Origin of the sequence: Campylobacter gracilis, assembly GCF_018374135.1 — a bacterium.
Taxonomy (GTDB): domain Bacteria; phylum Campylobacterota; class Campylobacteria; order Campylobacterales; family Campylobacteraceae; genus Campylobacter_B; species Campylobacter_B gracilis_A.
On sequence record NZ_JAHAFS010000001.1, the window covers coordinates 147494 to 171815 of the forward strand.

Here is a 24322-nt window from a genome sequence, read left to right on the forward strand (position 1 = left end):
TTTGTAAAAACTAGCGCGGCAGAAGCGGCAGCAAGAGCAGTAAATTTTAAAATTTCACTTCGCCGAGATGGAATTTTGCGAGCTAAGATAAAGCGGCAAGGGCAGTGAAATTTTAAAATTTCACTTCGCCGAGATGGAATTTTGCGAGCTAAGATAAAGCGGCAAGGGCAGTGAAATTTTAAAATTTCACCGCCCAGGCAAAAGTTTTTAGTAGAAGCTTTAAGGCTAGTTGAAATTTAGCGTATATTTTATGCTAAAGTTAAATTCCATATCTTTCTCGACCTTTGGAAAGCTACCCTTTGTGCGCTCGACTGCGCTTAATGCGCCCTCATCAAGCGAATCGACATTCGAGGAGGACGTAACGCGAAGACCCTTAACATCACCGCTTGCCGTATAGGTAAAGTGCACGCCTACGACGCCGATTTTACGCATGCGCTGGGCATTTTTAGGGTAGTGCGACTGCGCGTAGCGAGAAATAATGGCGAAAATTTTCTTGCCGACATCGCTATTGCTAGGATCGCCGCGGCTTGTAATGGCGTCGCTACCGCCGCCTGCGCTACTGGAGCCGCCGCCCCCGCCGCTACCTAGCGAAATAGGCTTTTCCGGGTCAAACTTCGCCGTTAAATTCCTATCGCTGCTTTGAACTTTATGCTCTTTTTTAGGCTTCGGTTTTTCGATCGGTTTTGGTTTTTCTACCGGCTTTGGCTTGGGCTTCTCGACCGGTTTCGGTTTTTCGACTACGGGCTCTGGTATAGGCTCCGGTTCAGGAATCGGCTCGGGCTCCGGTATCGGCTCCGGCTCAGACGGAGTTGGTTCCGGTTCGGGTTCAGGCTCCGGCGGAGTGGGCTCTGGCTCAGGATCCGGTTCAGACTGATCGGAAGGAGGCGGGATATTGGGCTCATCGGAGATATCGCCCTGCTTGGCCTCATCCATTATGCTATCGATGGAAAAAGCTATCATATCGGGCATGCTAGGCGGCTTCGGTGCCGACGATAAAAGAACAAAAACACCCACAGCTATGATGCAATGCAGCACCAAAGATACGATAAAACCTACTACGCTATCTTTATTCATTGCTCTTTTTCGGTCACGATCGCAAATTTTTCATGACCCGCCTTTTTTAGGACATCCATGATAGAAATGAAAGAGGAAAATTTCGAGTCTTTATCGTTTTTTAGCACGACAAGATCGTTTTTATCGAGTGCGGCAATTTTTTTCTCAAGCTCATCCTCGCTTATTGCGACATCGTCTAGATAAATTTTAGATTCGCTATCCACTTTGATGGTAACTTTTTTATCCTCTTGCGGATTTTGCGAGCTTGAAGACGAGGGCAGATTTACCTTGATATGACCCTGCGCGATAAAAGTCGAAACGCTAAGCACAATCGCTAGCAGTACCAGCATGATGTCGATGAACGGGACGATATTTAGCCCGTCTCGTCTAGGAATGCTCATTTATTTAACCTCATCGTAGCGGTTTAGAAGCACATCTACCTTGCGGACAAAGCCATTGTAGATGATGAGCGTAGGCACGGCGACGACTAGACCGGTAGCGGTAGCTTTAAGCGCAAGCGAAAGACCCTGCATGATAGCCTTGGTATCGATACCGCTTGCAGTACTCATATCAAAAAATGTGATCATAATGCCGATGACAGTACCTAAAAGACCGATGTACGGGGCATTTGAATAAACAATATAAAGCGTCGTTAAATTTTTTGTCAGAGCCTCTTCGTATAGTGCCTTGCTTTTGTAATCGCTCGCCTTAACCTTCGAATAAAAAAGCAGCCTTTCGATAGTAAACCACACAACTAAAAAACTCATAAATCCGAGGATTGCGAAGATAAAGTAATCCACGTAACGCGCCAAAAATTCCATAATGCCCATAATCTCTCCTTAAGAATTTTAAAATTTTATAAATTTAGCAGATCAGCTTGCCAAAAAATGAGCGATTTTATCAAAAGTAGATTTAATTTTTACTAAAATTTTGATGATCGATATTTAAATTATATTTTATCATTTAGCTTTATTTAATGATAATAAAGCATTCGGAGATAGAATTCTAATGATTTTAAAATGTCTTGATAATTAATATAAAATAAAAGATTAATTTTATATTATTTGCCATTTTTTTAATCTCATTATCATTTAGGAGTTTCGTATGAAAAAATTTCATCTGGCTTTGTCTTTGTGCGCGGTTCTTTGCTTAAGCGCACAAGCAGACGAGAAATCAAGCGCTACGGACGTATCCAAAAGCAAGGATTCAAATACGCAAAACCTAGGCGTAATTGAAGTTACTAGCGATTCTAGCACGCCTAGCACCGTGGATGATGTCAAAATCAATACTCGCAACGCTACGCTTGTTAAGGACGTATTTCGCGATATCCCCGGAGTTTACGTAGGCGGCACCAACGGCATGAATCAAAAAATTTATATGCGTGGCGCGAGCGATCGCGGCTTAAATATCACGATTGACGGCGCGAAGCAAAACGGCAATACCTTTCATCACAACGCCGATTTACTAATCGATCCGGATCTTATCAAAGCCGTAGAGGTCGATGTCGGCGCGCGCTCGGTCGTAAACGGCTCAGGCGCCTTGGGTGGCTCGGTAGCTTTTAAGACGGTGGATGCTTCTGATCTGCTTGAGGACGGTCAAAATATCGGCGCGAAGCTCAAAGTGGGCTATACGAGCAATAACGAGGGCTATTCGCAAAGCGCGATACTCTACGGCAGGGCATTTGATAGCCTAGATATGCTTGCTGTGTTTAAGCACTACGGATATGGCTTCGGCGAATCTGGCAACGGCAAACCTACGGGCGGCGACGGCAACGACATAAATTATTTATTAAAAGCGGGCTATAGCTTTTCGGATTTTCATAAAATTTCGCTATCTACCGAACATATGCAGTATAAAGGCTTGTATCCTTTGCGCCCGGAATTCGGCTCATGGCTAAACGGACAGCTGGATAACCGCAAATACGAGCGCGATACACATACGATCAAATACACGTATAATCCAAGCGACTTGCTAGAACTCGACATCACGGGATACTACACAAAGCATCAACGCATCGGATCGACTTCGACGAACGTAAAATGGGGCGTTGAGACTAAGGGCGGCAAAATCGGCGCTAAGAGTAAATTTGAAACGGGCGATTTAGCGCATACATTGCGTTACGGCTTTGATTACTACCGCTCCGAAAACTACGTAAAACCTGGAAATTTGCGTCCAGAAAGGGTTGATAACTACAGCGTCTATTTAGAGGATGCTATGCGATACGGCGGGCTTACGGTAACTCCTGGCGTGCGCTACGAAAGGCACGAGCTAAAGACTTACAACGGCAGAGGCGCTAATATCTCTAGCTACAAATATAAATTCGACGAAGTGAGCCCCGCCTTGGCGCTTGATTACGAGATCGGCGCGGGATTCGGAGCGTTTGCGAGCTATGCGCGAGTATTTAGAGGACCTGACGTAATGGAGAGCATGATGGCTGCAAGTACAAGCCGTGGCAGACCGCTAAGCTGGATGGCTAACGAAAGTTTAAAAGCCACTACAGGCAACGCCTACGAAATAGGCGGTCGCTACAAAAGCGATCTAGCAGAAAACTCCTCAGTAAGCCTAACTGCGAAGTATTTCAGAACGGAATATAAAAATCTCATCGTAGATAACAATGCGGCGGGCGGAATCGTCGGCTGCCCGGGAGGCGCACAGGGCACCTTATGCAGGGCTAATACAGGCGGTGCGGATATCGACGGCGTCGAGCTTTTTGCAAGATTAATATTAGATGATTTGAGCCTTGCTGCGGGTTACACCCACCAGCAAGTAGAATATAAAGACCGCGTGCGCAGCGGCTCGGGCTATCTAAGCTCAAACATCATCGGCTACCGCGATTACGGCGATAAATACACCTTCAATGCCGAATACGCAATCTCTGCGGCGGATCTACTGCTGGGCTATAACTTGCTCTTTTTCAACTCCAAAAACGTAGCCTCCGCAAATAGCGACGAAAAGACGAAAGTGCCTAGCTACGCGGTTCACGATCTATACGTCACCTATGCTCCGGATAGCGGACGCTTTAAAGGACTTGAGATCAACGCGGGTGTTTACAATCTCTTTGATAAAGCCTACGCATCGCACTCGCAGCGTAGCGCCGATTTTACCGGAGATTAGCCGGGACGAAATTTCAAGCTAAGCGTGGCGTATAAATTTTAAAACTTACGCGAGATGACCGCACGAAATTTTGCACACTAAAGCGGCGAAATTTTAAAAATTCAAAGCCCTTGGAATTTGAAATTCCAAGGGCTTTGAATTTCAAGCCTTTAAATTCTACTAACAGAAATTTTCTCATAAAATTCTTGCAAATAGCAAAATTCTCATTCGCAATGAAATTCTAGCTTACGGCAAAATCCTCAAAATTCAAAGCGATATCCGCAGCGCTTTACATCCGAAGCTCGTTTAGAATTTATAAAATTCCTCCCGCTTCAAGCGCCGTCCGTTTACTCTTCATCGTTAAAATTCCGTTTTAAATTCTACTTAAAAGGAGAGCCTTTGTTAAATTCTACTAAAAACGCCATTCGCGGCGCATTTTGGACGAAACCGTTCATAGTTTTAGTGCTGCTTTTGCTGCTGTTAATTCCGCTAAGCTTTATTGATAACCTCACCTACTCCCGCTCCGAAACCAAGCAGCTCGCGCAGGATTCGATCCTCACGCCGGTGGGCGGCGAACTGCAAATCCAGGGCCTTGCGATCGTAGTGCCCTACGCAGAGATAATCGAAGCGATAGACAAAAACAACAACGAGCTCGTAAAAAGGCGCGTAGAGAAAAATTTCATCATCGTGCCTAAAAACTACTCCCTCGCGGCGGAAATCGACCCCACCTATCTAAAGCGCGGGATTTTTCGCGTTCCGATATATAACGGCGACTTTGCGCTTAAGGCAGACTTTGAGGCGATAAACTATACCGAGCTCGGCGTCGATCCTACGCGACTAAATTTCGACGAAGCCGTGCTAGTGCTCGGCGTAGGCAATCAAAAATCCTTCACCGCCTCTCCCGCTTTAAGCCTAAACGGCAAGGAGCTTAAGCAATATCACGGCAACACCGAGGCTAAAATTTTCGATCGAAGCCTAATCTACAAGCTCCCCGCTTCCGCACTGTCGTCTGATTTTAGCATCAGCGGCACGCTTAAAATCCAAGGCGGCGAGGCACTTCATCTAGCTCCGATCGCGCAAAATAGCCGTTTTGAAATTAGCTCTACTTGGGCATCGCCTAGCTTTGGCGGCGGCTTTATCGCCAAATCGCGCGAGGTAAGCGCTAGCGGCTTTAAAGCTTCGTGGGAAGTTACAGGCTTAGCCGCAGGCATTGCTCCTGCGTGGCTTGCAGATCAAGATGACCGCATCGCTATGACGAACTGGCGCAGCAACGACGATAGAAATGACGCCGTAAGCATCGGCTTCATCGAGCCCGTGAACAACTACTCGCTGATTAAGCGCTGCACGGATTACGCACTGTTATTTTTAGCGGTGCCATTTTTAGCGATCTTTTTATGCGAGGTTTACACTCACGAGCGCATCCATCCAATTCAATACCTATTAATAGGGCTTGAGGACGTCGTTTTCTACCTGCTGGTGCTTTCGCTCTCCGAACACATCGGCTTTGCGATCAGCTACGCTATCTCGGCGATCGCGGTAAGCGCCATAGTATTTTTCTACGCGAGCGCGATTTTCAAAGGCGCGCGCTGGGGTATTTTCATCACTTGCGTTCAGCTCGTTTCATATGCGATCCTCTATGTCATCTTAAATTCCGAAGACTACGCGCTTCTAATGGGAAGCTTGATGATCTTTGCGGTAATCTCGCTCGTTATGTATTTTACGCGCAAGCTCGATTGGTACGACACCGCGATCCCAAGCGGCGAGAAAAAACAAGAGCAAGAGCCCGAAATTTAGCCTTTAAATTTAGCGATAAATTTAATCGCAACGGCCTTTGGAGCTTTAAAATCCAAAGGCCTTTTTAAATTTGCTCGCTAAATTTCAACTGCCAAAATTTCATCTATTTAAAATTTTACCCGCCGCGGCAGACAAACTGCGACGCGGAAGCAAGGGTGCGCGGCGGCGCATTTTAAATTTAATTCCGTTAGCGCACCGAGCCGAACGGCGAATTTTAAAATTTAGCCTCGCGAGCGCGAGTATGTCGCGACAAAGACAAAATTTAGAGCGCGCTGTTTTAAATTTTAAAATTTCATCTGCGCCGATTTTTGAGTATAATGAGCGAAAAAATTTTAAGGATTTTGTGTGATACTTGCTATTGAGAGCAGCTGCGACGACAGCTCAGTCGCGGTGATGGATGAGTGCAGTTTCGAGCTGAAATTTTACGAAAAAATAAGCCAGGAGACCGATCACGCCAAATACGGCGGCGTCGTACCCGAGCTTGCCGCGAGGCTGCATACTGAGGCGCTGCCGCGGATTTTGCAGCGCGCAAAGCCCTATTTTAGCGAGCTTAACGCAGTCGCAGCGACCAATACCCCGGGACTTAGCGTGAGCCTGATCGGCGGCGTGAATATGGCAAAAGCGCTCGCGCTCGCGCTAAATCTGCCGCTCATCGGCGTAAATCATCTCATAGGCCACGTTTATTCGCTGTTTTTAGGCAGCGAGGCGCGATTCCCGATGGGCATTTTGCTAGTTAGCGGTGGGCATACGATGGTTTTGGATATCGGCGCGGCAGGTGATATCGAAATTTTAGCGACCACCGGCGACGACAGCTTCGGCGAGAGCTTCGATAAGGTCGCGAAGATGCTAGGGCTCGGCTACCCGGGCGGCGCGCTCATCGAGGAGCTCGCAAAAAGCGGCGAGCCGCGGTTTGAGCTGCCCGTGCCGCTGAAGGGCGACAGGCGGCTGGAGTATAGCTTTTCGGGGCTTAAAAACGCCGTGCGCGTGCAGATAGAGAAGCTAAAAGAGGCGGGCGAGCTGGATGAGCGGGCGATGCGCGATCTGGCGCGCTGCTTTGAGGACGCGGCGTGCGCGCACATACTCGATAAATTGCAGCGGATCTTTGAGCTGCGCCGCTTTGCGCGATTCGGCGTCGTGGGCGGAGCGAGCGCAAACCTGCATCTGCGCGAGCTTTTGACGGATCTGTGCGAACGGGCAGGCTGCGAGATACTTTTCGCGCCGATGAAATTTTGCTCCGACAACGCCGCTATGATCGCGCGCGCGGCGATAGAAAAGCTGCGTAAAAAGGAGTTCGTCTCGCCCGCAGAGCTACAGATCGTCCCTCATCTAAATCTGCGCTCGGCGTTTGAGTAAAATTTTAAAATTTACAAATAGTCTGCGCCCCTAGCGAATTCTCGCGCATTGGGCGTTTGAGTAAAATTTTATCTCGCGCTCGCTCACGGTTGGATTTTGGATAAATTTCGCTTTGAATTTACACATCGCGTTAAAGCTCGCGCCACGTTTTGTTAAATTTCTCTCGTATTCGCACCGCCATCGGTGCCGCTGCGCATGTCCCTGCCGCTTGCAATATCTGCTAAATTTTGATCGGCTTGTTTACTCGTCATTTTTTATCCTTTATATTTAATCGTGCAGAAAAGTTACGACTTCGTGTTCTTTTGGCAAGAACTTTCTACCGTGTATACCACTTTCTCCATATTCTATCAAAGCTTCATTAAGCACCTTATAGAGCTCATCTAACGAAATTCCGTCAAGACTAGAATTTATATTTTCCAGCTTATATTTGATAAAAAACGGATTATCGACTAGCATTTTACTTGTGGTTTCGTCATAAATTCGCCTTATATCAAGCTCAATAACATTGCCTTTATAACATAAAATATAAATCTCCTCACCCGTAAATCCATCTCGCGGATCCGGTAAGTGCGGATCACACACAAAGATAAACCAAATATCCCTCTGCCTATCGATAACCCAATCAAGTTGTTTTATACGTTGATCGCCTAATGGAAGTTCACCAAAATTTGCTCTGGAGCTATTTACTATGTCAATAACGCCATATTTCTCAATATCCTCTTTCGAAATATATTCTGCTACAAACGACATTTTATTTTTCCTTTCTTACATCTATTAACGCTACACTAAAATCATCCTTATCCTCCCAGCCTGGTCTAAATTTAAAATCAATCAAAATATCTCTCAATATTTTAATAACTTCATTATCTGGAATAATAGAATTTATAACATTTACCTCGATAATTTTCCACACCCTTTGAAATTTGCGTCCATCCACTTCTTGATTATATTCGTAGTCCAAAAGAATATCTAAATTATTTCCTTGAATATAAAGCCTCCATAGCTTTTTGCTCCCATAACCATAATCATACCCTTCATTTGGTAGTCTTTCAATTAAAAGAAACCAAATATCTTTTTGTCTATCAACAACAAAATTTCTAGGTAGTTCTTCATGATACGGACTATATTGATAAAAAATTTTACTCAATCCATACTTCTCATCATCCTCTTTGGTGATGATTGCATTTTCAAACGCCATTTCCTACTCCTTAAAATTTAATTCTTGGATTATACCGCGATATGTTTATATCCGCCTATGTGCTAATAAATATAAGCATAGGAGTTAAATTTATAGTTGATTTTTGCTTTGAACCGTGCGCAACGCTCTCGTTAAAATTTTTAAAATTTCAAAGCGTAGTTTAAATTTACAGCTGCGGCTCGGCGCGCTAAAGTGCAAGCCGCCGCATGTTTAAATCCCGCCACAAATCGTGCGGCTACGTATTCAAAACCCACGCATATCAGGCGCTGTGATGACACGCCGAGTTGCGCGAGCTCGGTAAATTTAACCGCGGCGCGCCTAAGCTTTTATCGCGTAGGGGATTTTATCTTTCGCGCCGGCGCCCGCAAAGCCTTTAAGCCGCAGCAGGCAGCTGTCGCAAAGCCCGCACGCAGCGTCCTCGCGCTCGTAGCAGCTCCACGTAAGCTCTAGCGGCACGCCGATTCTAAGCGCCAGCGAGACGATCTGCGCCTTGCTAAGGTGCACGAGCGGGGTTTTGATGCGCGGATGAAAGTCGCGGTTCGTGCCCAGATCGAGCGCTCGCTCAAACGCGCCGATAAACTCCGCGCCGCAGTCGGGATAGCCGCTGCTGTCCTCCTGCACCACGCCGATGAAAATCGCGTCGCAGCGCTCCTTCTCGGCGAGCGCGGCGGCGATGCTCAAAAACACGCCGTTGCGAAACGGCACGTAGGTGCTCGGCAGATCCGAAAATGCGCTCTCGCCGCTTGGCGGTGGAATTTTATCGCTTCGGCTTTGCGGTAAAATTTTGCCCCCTGCGCGCTTCGATGAAATTTTATCGCCCTGCTGCGGCTCGGCTCCGCTTTGAGGTGAAATTTCGCTGCCTTGCGGTGAAATTTTGTCGTCGCGGGCTAAAATTTTGCTGCGCTGTGATGAAATTTCATCACCCCCTAGTGAAATTTCACTCTCTTGCGTTAAAATTTCACCGCTCTGCAAGCGGCTGTCTCGCGCCGAATCTGCACCGAGCGTAGCGTCCGCGGAGCTCGTCGAGAAATTTGACGCAGCAAAATTTTGCCCGCCAGTCTCGGCATTAGTAGAATTTGCCGCGATAGAATTTTGCCCGTCTAGGCGGGTGCTCTTGGAATTTACCGCGCTGTCAATCTTAGTGCCGGCAGAATTTGCCGCGCTGCCAAGCTTCACCGCACCTTTTCTGATCGACAAAGTGCCGTCCGTAAGGGCGCTGCCGCCGATTTGCGCGATGAAGCGAGCGTCCAAAACGAACCTCTTTGCGACCCCCAAATCGTCGCAAATTTTACCGAAGCACTCGCGCTCCTTGCCCATCGTGCGCTGATCGTAGTCAAAGTGCAGCGCCACGATCTCGTAACCTTTGCGCTTCGCGATATAGGCGCAGGTCGCGCTGTCCATGCCACCGCTGATCACGCATAAAGCTTTCATTTTCGTCCTTTTTTTTGCTAAAATTATACGAAAATTTTATAAAAGAGGGGTAAAAATGATACTTTGCGAGCAGCCCTATCCCGAAATTTTGGACGCTATCGCGGCGGAGCTGGGCGGCGGGAGCGTCGAGCTAATTTTCGTGCGCGACGAGGAGATGCGGCAGCTAAACGTGCAAACGCGCGGCATCGATAAGGCGACCGACGTGCTGAGCTTCCCGCTCGATCCTGCGGCGTTTGCGGGCTTCGGCGAGGATTTTAGCGAGGAAAATTCCGCGAATGAAAACAGCGGCGATAAAATTCTAAACACCGTAAATTCTACTAATGAAAATACAAGCGCCGCGAATTCTGCGAGCAAAAATTCTAATACTATAAATTCTGAGGACGAAAATTCTAATGCTGCGAATTCCACCAGCGAAAATCCTAGCGATGAAAATTTAAAAAATGAGAATTTTAGCAGCGGAAATTTCGCTCCCGCGCCGCTCGGCTCGGTCGTGATAAATTTAGACCTCGTAGAGCTGAAAGCCGCGCAGCTTGGGCACGGCACGGATGACGAGACGGCGCTGCTTTTTACGCACGGCATGCTGCACGTGCTAGGTTACGACCACGAGAGCGACGACGGGCAGATGCGCGCCAAGGAGTGTGAGATCATCGAGAAATTCGGCCTTCCAAAAAGCCTGATCGTGCGAACGGAGGGAAATGAGGAGTAGGCGCTGCGGATAGCAAGCTGCGCGGTAAGCTCTATATGGATCCGCGAAGTAAAGTTTATATATGAACAATAAATTTAAAGTGTCGAGACATGAGTGAGAAAAAATTTTGGATATATTGAAAAATTTATTTGACGTTAGCAGAATGAATTTCTGCGCGTATTTTTAAGTAAAATTTCTTATCGCATCAGACATTGCGGAATATTTATACCCCTTTTAATAGATTTTTATATGCTTTATTTAGTTTAAAAAATATCAAAAATAAAATTAGCGCCAAAATAATTCCGCTGCATAAAAAGAGTTTTTGTTTAAAGAAATTTTGCCTAAGATCAACTTCGATGATTACTTTATTATCACAATCTCCAAATTCTACGATATGAAGATTGATCATTTTTAAGATTACGCATTTATTATTAATGTATCTGCTAAATATAAAATCACAAAAGTATTTTTCTTCATAGTCGTATTTATTTGTATCAATATGAAAGTCGATAAATTCCCAAGAAAATATTTTGCCATTTCCCGCTACGGATATCTTGCAACCATTACCGCTTTTATAACTATGAAATCTGGAAAATTTCTCTACTGTTCCGGAAAAAATATACGGATTCCGCAAGGACTTCTCACTAGGTGCAACTACATAAGCGGCCAAAAAACATATAGGCATAAAAACCATAGAAAATACGGCAATCATCGCTAAAAAATTATGCTTTTTAGCAAAGCCGAATTTTATTAAATCATTACAATAATCCACGTAACGAAGCGGGTTTTTCATTGTGTTCCTTTAGATAAACATAGATGGTAGCCCAAAAAGCGCATGCTATCGCAAGTTCGGTAATTAGACTTAACGGCTACCCTCGATACCCATAAAGTGCGAATGGGCGTACAAAATTCAACTGCACTTTCATTAAATTTCGAACGATACATTGATGTATTGTATTGTGCGGCGGATTAAATGCTGCTTAATGCTTTTATTGCAAGCACGGAAACGGATGAGTTGAGAGCAAAAACCCAGCGCCAACTAGCATTCACGCCGCAATCGAGATAAAATCTCAATAAGATGATCCGTGGCGATAAGCAAGCCCCCTTACAGTAAAATTGCCAGCCAATGAACCTGCGCTGAATAGGCTGCAAATTTATCTTAAATTTAAACCAGGTCCTACATCTAGCCGAAATTTACGGGGTCCATATCGATCTCAACGGGCAGATGCTCAAGCGCGCGCGCGGCGTTAATCAGCGGCACGTGCGAGCTAGCGCGCAGCAGAATTTCAAAGCGAAATTTCGACGCAATATAGGCGATGCCCGCCTTGCCGTAGCCGATGATTTCAAAGCTCTCGCTCGCTTTCTCTTTCAAATACTGCGCGGAATTTTCGGTAAGATTTTCGGTTTCTAAATTTATAAAATTTTGCGCAGCGCCATTTCTTTCAGGCTTTAAATTTACGCTACCCGCATCCCAGTCGCAAGCTGAAATTTGTGCGGTATTTTTTAAATCTGAAGCGTTTTTTTGGGAGCCTAAATTTACATCGCCCGTGCGCAAATCCGAGCTTTGAAATTTAGAATTTGATATTTCGCTGCTACCCCCCCCTGCGGCATTTTCTAAATTTAAAACATTTAAACTTGCTCGCTTCAAGCCTGTATCCAGCCCGTCATGCGATGCAAACGCGCTACTTCCCACCTGTTTGCGGCGCAAAAGATCAAGCGCCACGTTCATTATCTCGCCCGCCGTCTTTTCGTTTTTATGCGAGATCAGCACGCGCAAAAGCCGCATATAGGGCGGATAGAGCCCCTCGCGAAACTCAGCCTCGTCGCGCAAAAAATCATCGTAGTTTTCGATATAATCCCTAAAAAAGCCGCTCTGGCGCGTCTGTATGACGACCCTGCCCTGCCCCGAGCGACCCGCGCGGCCAGCCACCTGCATCGCAAGCGCCAGCGTCTTTTCACGCGCCCTAAAATCGGGATAGCTCAGATGTTCGTCGATCCCCATTATCACCGCAAGATCCACGCCGTGGTAATCGTGCCCCTTACTAAGCATCTGCGTGCCTACCAAAATGTCGATTTTATGGGCGTTGAAGTTATTGAGTAGCGCCTCAAGCTTGCGCTGCGTGGTAATCTCGTCGCGATCAAATTTTGCGATGCGAGCGCTCGGGAAATGCGCCGCAAGCTGTGCCGCAAGCTCGCCCGTGCCGATCTTGCGCGCCTGCATCACTTCGCCGCCGCAGTTTTCGCAAGATGCCTTGTAAAACGTGCTAAAGCCGCAGTAATGGCACTTCAGTGCCGCGGCGTCCGCGTGGTAGCTCATCCCGACGGCGCAAAATGGGCAGCGCACGATCTGCCCGCAGTTTTCGCAAACCATATATTTGTAGTTCGCGCGCGTCGGCAAAAACACGACAGCCTGCTTGCCGGCTTCGAGGCTACGCTCGATCTCGGTTAAAATTTTAGGGCTCAGCCCCGTCTCGCTCTCGTCGAAAATAAAGCGCTTGGCGCTGTTAAAATAGGTGCCGCGCAGGCGGAAGTGCGGCTGCTTCGCATAGGTGCTAAGTGCAGGCGTCGCAGAGCCCAAAACCACGCGGATGCCGAGCTTTTTGCCGACGAAAATCGCGGCGTCGCGGGCATTTAGGCGCGGCGCAGCAGCCGATTTATAGCTGTCGTCGTGCTCCTCGTCCACGACGATGAGACCCAGATCGCTAAAGGGCAAAAACAGCGCCGAGCGGGCACCCGCGATGAGCCGGATCTCGCCTGCGTTAAATTTCGCTAAAATTTCGCGCTTTTTCTTGGGCGAAATTTTGGAGTGCCAGACGCCGAGCCGTTCGCCGAAATAGCTCTGTAGCCGCTTCGTCATCTGCGGCGTGAGCGAAATCTCGGGCATCAAAAACAGCGCCTGCTTGCCCGCAGCGAGCGCCTGCGCGATCAGCGCGATATAAATTTCGCTCTTGCCGCTGCCCGTATCGCCGAAAATCAGCGACGTCTCATTGGCTTCGGCAAATTTACGCGCTTGCTCCTGCGCGGGGGTGAGGTTTGGAATTTTACCTATTTGAAGCGGGGATAGCGGCGAAACGGGAGTTTGAACTGCGGCGGAATTTTGAATTGAGATAGAATTTTGCCCCTCGGCAAAATTCCGCTCTTGAATAGAATTCGGTGCAATGGTGGAATTTTGTTTGTGTGCAGAATCAGGTTCGGCAACAAAATTTATTGTAGTGGCGGAATTTTGTGCCAATATAGAATTTTGGATTGAGACGGAATTTTGCTCATCGACAAAGTCCCTCTCTTGGATAGAATTCTGAACGGAGGTAGAATTTGACGCCAAATTTTGCGAGATAGAATTTGGTACCTGCTTTAAATTTTGCTTTTGCGAAAAATTCGGCATGGTAGCAGAATTTTGTGTGACGCCAAAATTCCCATCGAGCGCAAAATTTTGTTTATCAGCAAGAGTTTGCTCTGGGGCGCAATTCTGATTGGTAGCAAGATTCGCAAAATCTTGCGTCGTCTCGCTTGCAGGCTCAAAAATCCCGAATACAACGCCCTTTTCGCAGACATAGTAGTACGCGATAAAATTTGCAAGCGCGATTTGAAACGGAGTAAATTTAAGCTGCCAGATTTCAGCGATTGCTTTAGTTTTAAAGACAGGCTTTGAAACCTCGCGCAGGATCACGACGGATTTGACGCTCGATTTTACAGGTACGGATACGATTTGATAAGCTGAGATTTTAAAATTTGAACTATAAGTAAGCGGCTTTAGGCCGGCACCCAAAACCGCAACTTCATAATAGAACATTTAGCTATTGAGCTATCTTTTGGCAAAGGTCATCTTGATGATTACAATCAAATGAACCAAGGTTTCTTCCCGCGGGTATGGCAGCAGAATTTTGAACGTATGTAAATTGAGTGCATGCTCTTCCTACACAAGCCCAATAACTAGTATTGGCTACACCCGCGCACCATCCATTAATTGTAACATTAGGAGAAGCGCCGCAACCGGTTTTTGGATAAATAGGGTTTTGTAGTATATTCTCGAAAAGTTTAGTAGTATCATCCGTAGCAGCTTCCAAATCCGGCCATGTAGTTACGCCCCTCATCATATTCTCACTTCTTACAAGAGATATACCGCTCCTAATAGCAGCAACATCACCACGCATCTTAGCGATCGTAGCATCATCGCGCGTAGCGGCCAATCTAGGCACCGCGATGCCTGCCAAAATACCTAAAACGACGATGACAAAAACAAGCTCGATCATCGTAAAAGCTTTTAAATTTTTCATGTTAAATCCTTTGATTTAAAGTGGAATGATTATAGCCAAATTTAAATAAAATTAATTTTAGTTAAAGAAAAAATCCTGCATTTTAAATGGAATTTTGTGAAATTTCATTAAATTCTGCGATTTTTTGTCCGAATTTTACGGACGTATCGGTCGGCGTTTCAAATTTCAAAAACTCGCTTTGCGCTACGAGTACGATCGTTGAGCCAAGCTCAAAATTTCCCAAATGATCGCCCTTTTTAAAGTTTAAATTTTCATACTCGTAAAGCGCCTCAGATCTACTTGCGCATGCATTCGTCTGTATTCGCGCATCGAAATCAAATCTCATCTTACCAACGTTTAAAGCACCCACGAAAACCATCCACAAAATCCCGCCGTTTCGCATTTTGCACTTCAAAATCACGCGCTCGTTTTTAGCGTAGAGGTTTGGAATTTTAAGTAAAAATTTCTTCGCCACGCTGTAAAGATCCGCAGGGATGTAAAGCGCCTGCAGCACGCTCAGGTCGCACGGCGCGTGATAATGATGATAATCGCGCGGGCTTAGATAGATGTTTGCGTAGCTTAAATTTACGTCGCCTTGGACGCCGATTGCGCTCGTTTCGCGGCTCGCACCGCTTTCATCGCTATAAATTTCAGCTCGCACGCCGCTTGCGGAATAATTTGCGCCGCTTTCACCGTCCATGATTTTTGCTTGCGCGGCATCTGCGGCGTCATCTAAATTTTTAACCGATCCGCCGCTTTCGCTTGCCGTAAACGTGCACCCCAGCAGCTCGCTAAGGCTATATTCGCAGCCTTTTACGCTAAAAGCTTGCAGATCGGCGCAGCATCCGCTCTCAAAGATCACGCCGTCGCTAGGGCTTATAAAAGCCGTCTCGTCTGCCGCTATCTCGCGCGGACGCAGCAAGCGGCGGGTAAAAAGCGCGTTTAGGCTCGCGTAGCTTTGCGGCAGATCAAATTCGCTCATATCGATTTTGAAAAATTCCACATATTTGCGGTTGATAAAATTTTGTATAAATTTAGGGAATTTCACCGCGGCGATAACCCCGAAAATCCTCGAAATAAAACTTCTCATCTATGCCTTTCTAAGCTTAAGCAGCGCGATCTCGGCATCGGCAAAGACCCTTATCGGCGGGCCCCAAAACCCCACGCCGCTGCTTACGTAAATTTGCTTCAGCCCGTCGTTATACAGCCCGTAAAGATACTTCTGGCTAAGCAGCACCAAAAGCGTCCACGGAAAAATTTGCCCCGCGTGAGTGTGTCCGCAAATACACAGATCGACCTCGTCGCGCACGAAATCCACGACGTATTTTGGCTGATGCGCGAGTAAAATTTTTGGTTTATCGGGGTCTGCCTGCGCTAGCGCGGCGCCGAGATCTGGCTGCATGTATCCGAAGCGAAAACCGCTAAGATCGTGCACGCCCATTAAATTTAGCCCCTCAAATTCCACGCTTTCGTTTTGCAGCACCCGCACGCCCGCTTTTTGCATCGCCGCGATAAGTCCGCTTGCGTCGCCGCGGTAATACTCGTGGTTGCCCGTGACGAAAAAGATAGGTTTTTTGATCGCCTCAAGAGGCTGTAAAATATCCCCGAGCTCATCCGAGCGCAGATCAAACATATCGCCCACGATCAGCAGCGCATCGTAATTTAGCGAGTTTATCTGCACTACGACGCCTTGCAAAAATTCCTTTTTCAAAAACTCGCCCAGATGCACGTCTGAGATGACGGCAAAGTTTAGCTCGCGAGCTAAGTTTTTGATTTTTATTTCGCGCTCGGTGATTTTTGGAATTTTTAGCGCATTATAAAGCCCTTTAAAAATATAGCTAAACGCCATTATTACGAAGGTTACATCTATAAAGGTTTTTAAAAATTTCCGCCTGTTTTGGCTAAATTTAACCACATGCGCGGCGGCGCTTAGCACGTCGTAAGCAAGGCAGATAAAAAAGAGCGAAAAGGACGCTGCCATGCAAAATACGCAAGCTTTATAGAGCAGCTCGTTTTTAAAGCTTCCATTAAGCCCAAAACCTACAAAAAATATCGCATCTGAAATCGCCAAAGCTACGCAAAGCAAGCTCAAGGCAGGGCGAAACGTAGCGAAGCCTTTATATGGCGTAAAGCGCGCGCTGATCGATCTGTAGACGTAAAGATTAAAAAACAGAAATAAAACCGTGCCGACGATCGGAAAAATATAGGCGCTTTTCAAACTCTAGCCTTGGATATACTCGTCCAGCTTATCTTTATCAAAGCCCGTGATTTCTTGTTTATCGTCTAAAATTAGCGCACCGCTCTTTTTAAATTTAGTGATGGTGCGCGAAAATGTCTCGGGGGTAACATTTAGAATTTTGGCTATTCTGGTGTATTTCGTGCTCATAAAAATATCAAAATTCTCGCTGATAAACTTAGCGATCTTGCCGTCGCAGCTAAGCACGACTTGATTATCAAAGATCGCATTTAGCGCGCGGATCTTCTCAGACATCGATTTTAAAAGCTCCAGGCAAATTTTAGGATCGCTCATAAACTCGTTTTTAAATTTTTCATAATCGATCTTTAGCACCTCGCCGTTTGTCGAAAACACGCCGCTTGCAGGATAGCTCGTCTCTTCGAAATTTACCATCTCGGCAACGAGCGAGATAGGGCGGATCTCGCGCATATGGATCTCACGCCCCTTTGCGGAGGTTTTATAGATTTTTAAAATTCCTTTTAGCAGGATTAATAGATACTGCGAGCGCTCGCCCTCGAAAAATAAAATTTCGCCCTTTTTGTAACTTTTATGGATGCTAATCTGCTCTAAACGATCGATTTGCGCTGCGCTTAGAGCTTTAAAATAAGGGATTTTCTCAAGCATCTCCGTAACCTATTTTTTAAGCAAGTCTCTTATCTCGGTAAGAAGTTTAATCTCTTCGCTAGGCTCGGCAGGTGCGGCAGGTTCCAGCGCAGGAGCAGGCTTTTTAAGCTTATTGATCGCCTTGATCGCGCAGAATATACAAAACGCGATGATGATAAAATCGACCGTTACCTGGATAAACGAGCCGTAGTTTATCGTAACAGCCGGGGTCTGCCCCACCGCTTCTTTTAGCACGATCTTAAGATCGGTAAAATTCATGCCTCCCGTAAGAAGTCCTAAAACCGGCATCATGATGTCGCTTACGAGCGAGGTTACGATCTTGCCGAAAGCTCCGCCGATTACGACGCCCACCGCCATATCGATGACGTTTCCTTTCATCGCAAATTCTTTGAATTCCTGAATGAAACTCATATTGTCTCCTTAAATAAAATGCGCCGATATTAGCCTATTTTTGCTTTGTTTTTGCTTTTTATTAGGAAGTAAAAAGTATAATCCCAGCTTAAATTTAAACCCAAAGGACCTAAATTGTATCGCTTCGCTCCGTCGCCCACCGGCGATATGCATATCGGAAATTTACGCGCGGCTATTTTTAACTACATCTGCTCGCTGCAGGATAAAAGCGGCTTCATTTTACGCATCGAGGATACCGACACTGCGCGCAATATCGAAGGCAAAGATCAAGAGATCATCGAAATTTTAAAGCGCTTTGGCATCTCGTGGCAGAGCCTGTATTATCAAAGCAAAAATTTAAAATTCCACCGCCAATTCGCTGCCAAGCTACTCTCTGAGAAAAAAGCGTTTTGCTGTTTTTGCAGCGAGGAGGAGCTTGAGGCGAAAAAGCAAGCCGCTAAGGACGCAGGCGAGGCGTACCGCTACGATGGGCACTGCGAGCATTTAAGCGACGAAGAGGTTCTAAACTGCGGCAAGCCCTTTACTATCCGCCTTAAAAAACCTGATCACGTGCTGGAATTTACCGACGCGATCAAGGGTCGTATTGCATTTGAGCCGCAGAACATCGACAGCTTCGTCATCATGCGCGCGGACAAGACACCGACTTATAACTTCGCCTGCGCCTGCGACGATATGATGCAGGGCGTGAGCTTCGTAATCCGCGGCGAGGATCACGTCTCAAACACCCCGAAGCAAAACTGGATTCGCCAAAGCCTCGGCTACGACGGCGAGATCAAATACGCGCACCTGCCGATCATATTAAATTCCGAAGGCAAAAAGATGAGCAAGCGCGAGGATAGCTCCTCGGTAAAATGGCTGCTTCAAAGCGGCTACCTGCCCGAGGCGATCGCGAATTATCTGATCCTGCTGGGCAACAAAACGCCGCGAGAAGTCTTTAGCATGGATGAGGCGGTGGAGTTTTTCGATATCGCTAAAATTTCAAAAAGCCCGGCGAAATTTGACGAGGACAAACTCGCCTTTATAAACCGCGAGCATATCAAAAGAGCGAGCGAGCAGCGCCTGGCTGAGCTTTTTGAGCTTGAGCCAAAATTTGCGCCTTTGATAAAATTTTACACTCAAGAAGCGAGCCTGATCCCACGTATCAAAGAAAAGATCGCAGCGATCTACGGCGCGAAAGATATCCCGCAGGAGTGGGCGGCGCAGGCGCAGGCGCTGCGAGAGGCGATCTTAAATTTATTAAGCTCAAACGGCGGTCCAATGGAATTTAATGATTTCAAAGCGGCACTTTCGCAAGCTACAAATTTAAAGGGCAAGAGCCTGTTTATGCCGCTTAGGTTTTTACTGACCGGCGTGCCTCACGGTCCGGAGCTTAGCGAGCTGTATCCGCTGATCCGCGCTGATTTAAAGGAGATACTTGATGCTACTAAATAGCGTATTTTACGGCATTTTAGTGAGTATTCACTACGTGATTCAAGCTTATATGATGCTAATTTTCGTCGCCTGCGTTTTGAGTTTCATCCGCCCAAATCCGTTCGGTAAATTTTATAAAATCGTCCGCGCGATCTCTGCGCTTACTGAGCCTGCTTTTGCGCTGGTGCGCCGCTATCTGCCTACGACTTTCGGCGGCTTTGATCTTTCGCCGTTAGTGATTTTATTTGTTTTAATGTTTTTTGATAATATGATAATTTATATTCTAAATAGGAGCGTTCTTTGAGAGCCATCTGTAAATTTTGCCTTATTTTAACTTTACTGTGCGCCGCAAGTATCGGTAAAATTTTAAGCTACGAACAGATCAAAGACGAGCCCAAATCCCTAGCCAAGGACTATTACATCTATCGCCTAATAGATGAGACAAAATACAACAAAGCGGAGATTAGAACTTTAAAACAGAGCATCTTTCGCTACAAGGGCAAACTAAAAGAGAAGCTAGATAGAATTTTCGGCGTCGCCAAAGCTCCTAAGCGTCCGGATCGCTGCGCAGGAGTAACGGCGGCAAATATTTTAGATGCAAATTTAACCTGCAAAAAGGCGCGCTCCTATCCAAATTTTATCGCCAAGCTAAGCCCGTCGGTGCGCGAGACGCTCGCTTCGCAGCTTGAAAAGTACCAAGACGCGGCAAGTAGAAACGCCGTAAATTTACTGCGCGGATTTAACGACGAAAATCCGAGCGAGTATTTTATGCAGAGCCGCAATGCGCAAAACTACTTTTTATATTACGACTACTTAAAAGGTGCGGGCAAGGACGCTCTGATAGACATCGACGCCGACGCAGCCTTCGTAAGCGAACTGGCTTCACAAAAAGGCTTCAAAGCGGTTCTTAACGACGCGCTAATCAACCGCAAATACCCGCACTTGCGCCGCTCGCTTACGGGCGTCGATCCACTAGCCGTGGAGAAGGACGTAGCGTTTATGCTGGGCGTAAATGCCGTCATGCAGGGCGATGAAGGGGCTGCGCTTGCGTTTTTTAGCCGCGCGGCTACGAGCTTTGAGAAACCTCACGATGTGCACAATGCGAAATTTTGGATCTACCTGCTAAATGGAGATCAAAATGTCTTGCGCCAGCTTGCTAGCAGCGAATACTACAGCCTCTACGCGCTTTATGCCAAGGAGGTCTTAGGAGATAGGAATTTAAACATCATCATCCCAAATCCCGCTAAAAATTCCATCGAGGGCTACGATATCACCGATCCTTTCGCTTGGGTTCGCACGAAAAATAGCGCTGATCGGATGTCACGCCCGCAGCTTTTGGAATTTGCCAAAAAATTCGACACCAAGCAAAGCATCGGCGAGTACTCATACATTATGAATAAAGCAAGCGGCGGCAAGGATAACTTCTATCCAACGCCGTTTATGGAATACATCGGCGATGGCGACAACCGCCGCAAGGCGCTAATTTTGGCGCTCGCCCGCCAAGAAAGCCGCTTCGTGCCCGCATCGGTTTCTACCTCGTATGCGCTTGGAATGATGCAGTTTATGCCGTTTTTGGCTAACGAGATCGGCAAAAAGCAACTCAAAATCGACGGCTTCGATCAAGACGATATGTTCCGTCCGGAGGTCGCCTACCGCTTCGCTAACATCCACATCGACTGGTTAGAGCGTAAAATTTACAGCCCGGTTTTCATCGCATACGCTTACAACGGCGGGCTCGGGCTCGTCAAAAAGATGCTTCAACGCGGCGATATGTTTAATAAAGGCAAATTTGAGCCGTGGCTTAGCATGGAGCTCGTGCCGTATGCCGAGAGTAGGGACTACGGTAAAAAGGTGCTCGCAAATTTTATCATCTACTCGCAGATCCTCGATCCGCGCGCGAAAGTCTCGGTGCAACAGGAGCTGCAAGATCTGCTGATACCGAGTAGAAGCTATAGCTTCCGCTAAGCCGGCAGCGGGCTTGGGGGATGATTTTAAGAGGCAGCGAGCGAAGAATTTTAAAAGCCGTCGCTTCAACAAAAGCGCAAAATTTGCCTGCCAAGAGCTTGAACGAGCAGATCAAAACGGCGAAATTTCATCTCTTAACGCCAAATAACGGCTATTTCCCGCTTTACACGAAAGGTAACGCACCATGCAAATTATCGCGACCGTAGTTCTCATAATAGCCGCCGTTTTGTGCGTATCGTCATTGAAAGACGAAAAGAAGCGCTCCGCAAATTTAGCGGCTTGTTTGTTTTTTATGGCGTGCGTATTGCGTGCAATTCGGCGTAGGAGACGATAGCTACGTCCGAGTGGGCGGGGCGGCGCTGATATTGTTTTTTATCTTTGCGCTTGCTTTTTTCGAGCTTTATTTCTGGGGCAACGAGCTTTGAAATCTAAAATTTATTGAAATTTTATCGCGGCGTTTTGTGAGCGATTAAATTTTAGATTAGCGCTCGAATGTAGAACTTTAAGTGGCATAAAATTAAAATTGAGCGTCGTAAAATTTTAGGACAGAGCACTCGAGCGGAATTTTATACTATAAAAGCTCTAAATCCCAGATCTTAAATTTTGCTCGCACTAAAATTTAACCTTTATCTTTGCGATCGGCGGCATGGTGGTGGCTTTGCTTAAAATTTTACTTGTCATAAAATTTAGAGTTACGACATTTAAAATTCTACCCGACCAACACCGCAACTTTCGAATTCTATACTGGTTACGGAGCAATTTTGCATTCCGAATTTTGCGCACTTGGAGATTTGTTTTAAATTTTTAACGCAAGCGCTGCCGTATGCGCCTTAGCTTTTAAATTTTAACATACGGGTCACATATGCTTGGGCTTTTAAATTTTTAACGCAAGCGTAGTAGCGCGCTTGGCTTCGAAATTTTAACGAGCGCTTCACATACACGCTCAGTCGCAAAATTTCAATATGAGCATTATGTGCTTGAAATTTATACGAGCATTCGTGCGGCGGACCCGCTCACTAGACTTCAAATTTAGCTTTTAAATTTTAACGCACGGATCGCGGTTTAAATTTACGGCTCGAATTTGGCGAGGCAAAATCCGCCGTCTCGCCTGCGCCGCTAAGTTTGCGAGCCAAATTTCGCAAGGCAAAATTTAAACCGGCAAAAGATCGGTGACGAACGGCGGCTCGCGCAAGTCGGCAATTTTTAGTCGCGTAAATTTAAAGATCGCGGCGGTAGAATTTAACCCGCCGAAATTTTGCTTTACGAAATTTCGTGTATCCGCGCTCACAAACGGCTCACGATCGCAGATAAAATTTTGCGAAGTGAAATTTCGCGCCTTAAAATTTTATCCGCAAATTTTAAAATCCAGCCGTGGCGCCTGAAATTTAATCGTGCGCCCGCTTTAAATTTAGCCGCGCGTCCGCAATTTGGCTACGCCCTCATTTTAAATTTTATCGGCCGCCGCAAAACCTGGTCCGCAAAACAGACGTGCCGCAGAGCATATCTCGCCACGACGCCAAATCGCGCCGTAAATTTTATCGTTTCGCAGCGGAGCAAATTTTACACTGCAAAGCAAGAACCTGCGCGCAGCCGTATTAAATCTGCACCGCAGAGCAATTCCGCGTCGCAGCTTGGTTTGCAGAGATCTTGCACGCAAAGCTCACTTCATAAAAATTACGCGCCCGCAAGAGGAAGGCGGCAGGGTGCATTTATGCCAAAGTCCGTCAAAAATCCCCATCACGCCGCAAAAGTACGTTTTAAAACGAAAAATCCCCCGTAGCGCCGTGCGACATGCTCTCATAAACCGCCTTGACGTATTTGTCACGTACCGCGCAATCTAGCAGGTTCTCGCACTCTAGGCAGCTGGTGAGGTTGTGCTCTGCCTGGCACGCTTGCAGCGCGGCTAAGCTTTTATCCAAAATTTCGTCGTAAACGTCGCGCGGCGCGCTGCTCTGGGTATCAGCCATCAGTTTTTCTCGCCGTAAATTTCATGCATCTTCGCGATCTCGTACTTCGAGCCGAAAAAGCAAGGGCTGCTTTGGTGGATTTTTTCAATCTTAAGATCCAAAAGCGAGTCGTTCGTGCCGTCGCTGGTAGCGCCTCCTGCGCGCTCGAAGATAAACGCAAACGGCAGCACTTCGAAGGTTACGCGAAGCTTGCCGCGCGGATGATCGCTAGTAGCGGGGTAGCTGAAAAGTCCGCCGCCTTTTAATAAAATTTGATGCAGGTCGCTCACCATCGCGCCGCTGTATCGCAGGCGGTAGCCCTCATCAAACAGCGTCCGCACGAGCTTTCGGTGCGGTTCGCTCCAGCCCTTTTGCGTTGCACCCGTGGCGTTTAGCTTGCCTTTTTGCTGTAGGCGCAGGTCTTTTACGAAGCTAAATTCGCCCTCGCGATTTAGGCGGTAGAGCTTCGGCGCGTCCTCGCAAACGACCATCTCAAGGCGCGGCCCGTAGATACAATAGATCGCCGCTTTTAAGTTTGCGGGCGAAATTTCATCCTCGTAGATGCCAAATATCGAGCCCACGGCGAAATTTACATCCACCAAGCTCGAGCCGTCGAGCGGATCGTAAGCGACGATTAGGCGCGCGTCCTCTCGCAGCGTTAAAATTTCATCTTTCTCCTCGCTAATTAGGGCGCGTACGAGCGGATTTTTACGAAATTCCGCTTCGATTATGGCGTCGCTTTTTACGTCGAGTTTGAGCTGCGTATCGCCCGTGCTATTGTGATGATCTGTGTAGCCGAAGTCCGCGTATTTCAGCTCCTCGGCGATTTGTAGCGCGATATTTTGGATTGATTTTACGATCTCTTGCATT

The 24322-nt window shown here is 46.8% G+C and carries 22 protein-coding genes and 3 pseudogenes; 7 read left to right on the forward strand and 18 right to left on the reverse strand.

Annotated features, from left to right (window positions below):
- Positions 1–225: 225 nt before the first annotated feature.
- Genes KH703_RS00820 through exbB form a run of 3 tightly spaced genes read right to left on the reverse strand, consistent with a single transcriptional unit; the run spans position 226 to position 1874 of the window.
- Positions 226–1074 carry an energy transducer TonB gene (locus KH703_RS00820; protein WP_304293288.1) on the reverse strand — a complete coding sequence of 283 codons (849 nt, stop codon included), beginning with the start codon at positions 1072–1074 and terminating at the stop codon, positions 226–228.
- Positions 1071–1454, reverse strand: a complete 384-nt coding sequence (exbD, locus tag KH703_RS00825) for a TonB system transport protein ExbD (protein WP_005872149.1) — start codon at positions 1452–1454, stop codon at positions 1071–1073. Before exbD ends, KH703_RS00820 begins: the two co-directional genes overlap by 4 nt.
- A complete protein-coding gene (exbB, locus tag KH703_RS00830; RefSeq protein ID WP_304293395.1) occupies positions 1455–1874 on the reverse strand; it encodes a TonB-system energizer ExbB in 420 nt (139 codons plus the stop codon).
- A 283-nt stretch (positions 1875–2157) separates the two neighbouring features.
- On the opposite strand from exbB, the gene KH703_RS00835 reads away from it, so the two are divergent.
- Positions 2158–4167, forward strand: a complete 2010-nt coding sequence (locus tag KH703_RS00835; RefSeq protein ID WP_304293291.1) for a TonB-dependent receptor domain-containing protein — start codon at positions 2158–2160, stop codon at positions 4165–4167.
- 13 nt (positions 4168–4180) lie between these two features.
- On the opposite strand, the gene KH703_RS00840 is transcribed toward KH703_RS00835, so the two are convergent.
- Complete coding sequence (locus KH703_RS00840) at positions 4181–4345, reverse strand: hypothetical protein (protein WP_304293292.1); 165 nt, start codon at positions 4343–4345, stop codon at positions 4181–4183.
- Positions 4346–4545: 200 nt separating this feature from the next.
- Here KH703_RS00840 and creD point away from each other — a divergent pair, with 200 nt between their 5' ends.
- Complete coding sequence (creD, locus tag KH703_RS00845; protein WP_304293294.1) at positions 4546–5940, forward strand: cell envelope integrity protein CreD; 1395 nt, start codon at positions 4546–4548, stop codon at positions 5938–5940.
- Positions 5941–6285: 345 nt separating this feature from the next.
- Positions 6286–7293 (forward strand): tRNA (adenosine(37)-N6)-threonylcarbamoyltransferase complex transferase subunit TsaD, encoded by a 1008-nt coding sequence (gene tsaD / locus KH703_RS00850; RefSeq protein WP_304293296.1) that lies wholly within the window; start codon positions 6286–6288, stop codon positions 7291–7293.
- A gap of 267 nt (positions 7294–7560) precedes the next feature.
- Here the strand turns inward: tsaD and KH703_RS00855 are convergent, their stop codons facing one another.
- From KH703_RS00855 to KH703_RS00870, 4 genes and pseudogenes are all read right to left on the reverse strand, one after another.
- Positions 7561–8043 carry a hypothetical protein gene (locus KH703_RS00855; protein ID WP_304293298.1) on the reverse strand — a complete coding sequence of 161 codons (483 nt, stop codon included), beginning with the start codon at positions 8041–8043 and terminating at the stop codon, positions 7561–7563.
- Between the two features lies 1 nt (position 8044).
- Entirely contained in the window at positions 8045–8491 is a 447-nt protein-coding gene (locus tag KH703_RS00860) for a hypothetical protein (RefSeq protein WP_304293300.1), read from the reverse strand.
- A 318-nt stretch (positions 8492–8809) separates the two neighbouring features.
- A pseudogene (locus tag KH703_RS00865) lies at positions 8810–9229 on the reverse strand (7-cyano-7-deazaguanine synthase); the annotation flags it as partial.
- Positions 9230–9673: 444 nt separating this feature from the next.
- A pseudogene (locus tag KH703_RS00870) lies at positions 9674–9922 on the reverse strand (7-cyano-7-deazaguanine synthase); the annotation flags it as partial.
- Between the two features lie 55 nt (positions 9923–9977).
- Between KH703_RS00870 and ybeY the strand changes: the two are divergent.
- Positions 9978–10628, forward strand: a complete 651-nt coding sequence (gene ybeY, locus KH703_RS00875; RefSeq protein ID WP_304293302.1) for an rRNA maturation RNase YbeY — start codon at positions 9978–9980, stop codon at positions 10626–10628.
- Between the two features lie 202 nt (positions 10629–10830).
- On the opposite strand, the gene KH703_RS00880 is transcribed toward ybeY, so the two are convergent.
- From KH703_RS00880 to mscL, 7 genes and pseudogenes are all read right to left on the reverse strand, one after another.
- Positions 10831–11400 (reverse strand): hypothetical protein, encoded by a 570-nt coding sequence (locus KH703_RS00880; RefSeq protein ID WP_304293303.1) that lies wholly within the window; start codon positions 11398–11400, stop codon positions 10831–10833.
- A 921-nt stretch (positions 11401–12321) separates the two neighbouring features.
- Positions 12322–13650 (reverse strand): annotated as a pseudogene (gene priA / locus KH703_RS09985) (primosomal protein N'); the annotation flags it as partial.
- Between the two features lie 751 nt (positions 13651–14401).
- Complete coding sequence (locus KH703_RS00890; protein WP_304293305.1) at positions 14402–14881, reverse strand: type II secretion system protein; 480 nt, start codon at positions 14879–14881, stop codon at positions 14402–14404.
- An 82-nt stretch (positions 14882–14963) separates the two neighbouring features.
- On the reverse strand, positions 14964–15950 hold the full coding sequence (gene asd / locus KH703_RS00895; protein WP_304293307.1) for an archaetidylserine decarboxylase: 987 nt from the start codon (positions 15948–15950) through the stop codon (positions 14964–14966).
- A complete protein-coding gene (locus tag KH703_RS00900) occupies positions 15951–17078 on the reverse strand; it encodes a metallophosphoesterase (protein ID WP_304293308.1) in 1128 nt (375 codons plus the stop codon).
- 3 nt (positions 17079–17081) lie between these two features.
- Complete coding sequence (locus KH703_RS00905; RefSeq protein WP_304293309.1) at positions 17082–17720, reverse strand: Crp/Fnr family transcriptional regulator; 639 nt, start codon at positions 17718–17720, stop codon at positions 17082–17084.
- 9 nt (positions 17721–17729) lie between these two features.
- Positions 17730–18131, reverse strand: a complete 402-nt coding sequence (gene mscL / locus KH703_RS00910) for a large-conductance mechanosensitive channel protein MscL (RefSeq protein WP_304293311.1) — start codon at positions 18129–18131, stop codon at positions 17730–17732.
- A 114-nt stretch (positions 18132–18245) separates the two neighbouring features.
- Here mscL and gltX point away from each other — a divergent pair, with 114 nt between their 5' ends.
- The 3 genes from gltX to KH703_RS00925 are packed head-to-tail and all read left to right on the forward strand — an operon-like array spanning position 18246 to position 21506.
- Complete coding sequence (gltX, locus tag KH703_RS00915) at positions 18246–19562, forward strand: glutamate--tRNA ligase (protein WP_304293312.1); 1317 nt, start codon at positions 18246–18248, stop codon at positions 19560–19562.
- Positions 19549–19845 (forward strand): YggT family protein, encoded by a 297-nt coding sequence (locus KH703_RS00920; protein WP_304293314.1) that lies wholly within the window; start codon positions 19549–19551, stop codon positions 19843–19845. Before gltX ends, KH703_RS00920 begins: the two co-directional genes overlap by 14 nt.
- Positions 19842–21506 carry a lytic transglycosylase domain-containing protein gene (locus tag KH703_RS00925; protein ID WP_304293315.1) on the forward strand — a complete coding sequence of 555 codons (1665 nt, stop codon included), beginning with the start codon at positions 19842–19844 and terminating at the stop codon, positions 21504–21506. Before KH703_RS00920 ends, KH703_RS00925 begins: the two co-directional genes overlap by 4 nt.
- 1150 nt (positions 21507–22656) lie before the next feature.
- Here KH703_RS00925 and KH703_RS00930 read toward each other — a convergent pair.
- From KH703_RS00930 to KH703_RS00940, 3 genes are all read right to left on the reverse strand, one after another.
- Positions 22657–22794, reverse strand: coding sequence for a hypothetical protein (locus tag KH703_RS00930; RefSeq protein ID WP_304293317.1), 138 nt, complete (start codon positions 22792–22794; stop codon positions 22657–22659).
- 469 nt (positions 22795–23263) lie between these two features.
- Positions 23264–23473 (reverse strand): hypothetical protein, encoded by a 210-nt coding sequence (locus KH703_RS00935; protein ID WP_304293318.1) that lies wholly within the window; start codon positions 23471–23473, stop codon positions 23264–23266.
- Positions 23473–24321 (reverse strand): class 1 fructose-bisphosphatase, encoded by an 849-nt coding sequence (locus KH703_RS00940; RefSeq protein ID WP_304293320.1) that lies wholly within the window; start codon positions 24319–24321, stop codon positions 23473–23475. Before KH703_RS00940 ends, KH703_RS00935 begins: the two co-directional genes overlap by 1 nt.
- Position 24322 lies beyond the last annotated feature (1 nt).

What these genes read in the sequence shown, in the direction of transcription:
- KH703_RS00820 (WP_304293288.1), bottom strand. Translation starts at nt 1,074, where the DNA reads ATGAATAAAGATAGCGTAGTAGGTTTTATCGTATCTTTGGTGCTGCAT.
- exbD (WP_005872149.1), bottom strand. Translation starts at nt 1,454, where the DNA reads ATGAGCATTCCTAGACGAGACGGGCTAAATATCGTCCCGTTCATCGAC.
- exbB (WP_304293395.1), bottom strand. Translation starts at nt 1,874, where the DNA reads ATGGAATTTTTGGCGCGTTACGTGGATTACTTTATCTTCGCAATCCTC.
- KH703_RS00835 (WP_304293291.1), top strand. Translation starts at nt 2,158, where the DNA reads ATGAAAAAATTTCATCTGGCTTTGTCTTTGTGCGCGGTTCTTTGCTTA.
- KH703_RS00840 (WP_304293292.1), bottom strand. Translation starts at nt 4,345, where the DNA reads ATGAGAAAATTTCTGTTAGTAGAATTTAAAGGCTTGAAATTCAAAGCC.
- KH703_RS00855 (WP_304293298.1), bottom strand. Translation starts at nt 8,043, where the DNA reads ATGTCGTTTGTAGCAGAATATATTTCGAAAGAGGATATTGAGAAATAT.
- KH703_RS00860 (WP_304293300.1), bottom strand. Translation starts at nt 8,491, where the DNA reads ATGGCGTTTGAAAATGCAATCATCACCAAAGAGGATGATGAGAAGTAT.
- ybeY (WP_304293302.1), top strand. Translation starts at nt 9,978, where the DNA reads ATGATACTTTGCGAGCAGCCCTATCCCGAAATTTTGGACGCTATCGCG.
- KH703_RS00880 (WP_304293303.1), bottom strand. Translation starts at nt 11,400, where the DNA reads ATGAAAAACCCGCTTCGTTACGTGGATTATTGTAATGATTTAATAAAA.
- KH703_RS00890 (WP_304293305.1), bottom strand. Translation starts at nt 14,881, where the DNA reads ATGAAAAATTTAAAAGCTTTTACGATGATCGAGCTTGTTTTTGTCATC.
- asd (WP_304293307.1), bottom strand. Translation starts at nt 15,950, where the DNA reads ATGAGAAGTTTTATTTCGAGGATTTTCGGGGTTATCGCCGCGGTGAAA.
- KH703_RS00905 (WP_304293309.1), bottom strand. Translation starts at nt 17,720, where the DNA reads ATGCTTGAGAAAATCCCTTATTTTAAAGCTCTAAGCGCAGCGCAAATC.
- mscL (WP_304293311.1), bottom strand. Translation starts at nt 18,131, where the DNA reads ATGAGTTTCATTCAGGAATTCAAAGAATTTGCGATGAAAGGAAACGTC.
- KH703_RS00920 (WP_304293314.1), top strand. Translation starts at nt 19,549, where the DNA reads ATGCTACTAAATAGCGTATTTTACGGCATTTTAGTGAGTATTCACTAC.
- KH703_RS00935 (WP_304293318.1), bottom strand. Translation starts at nt 23,473, where the DNA reads ATGGCTGATACCCAGAGCAGCGCGCCGCGCGACGTTTACGACGAAATT.
- KH703_RS00940 (WP_304293320.1), bottom strand. Translation starts at nt 24,321, where the DNA reads ATGCAAGAGATCGTAAAATCAATCCAAAATATCGCGCTACAAATCGCC.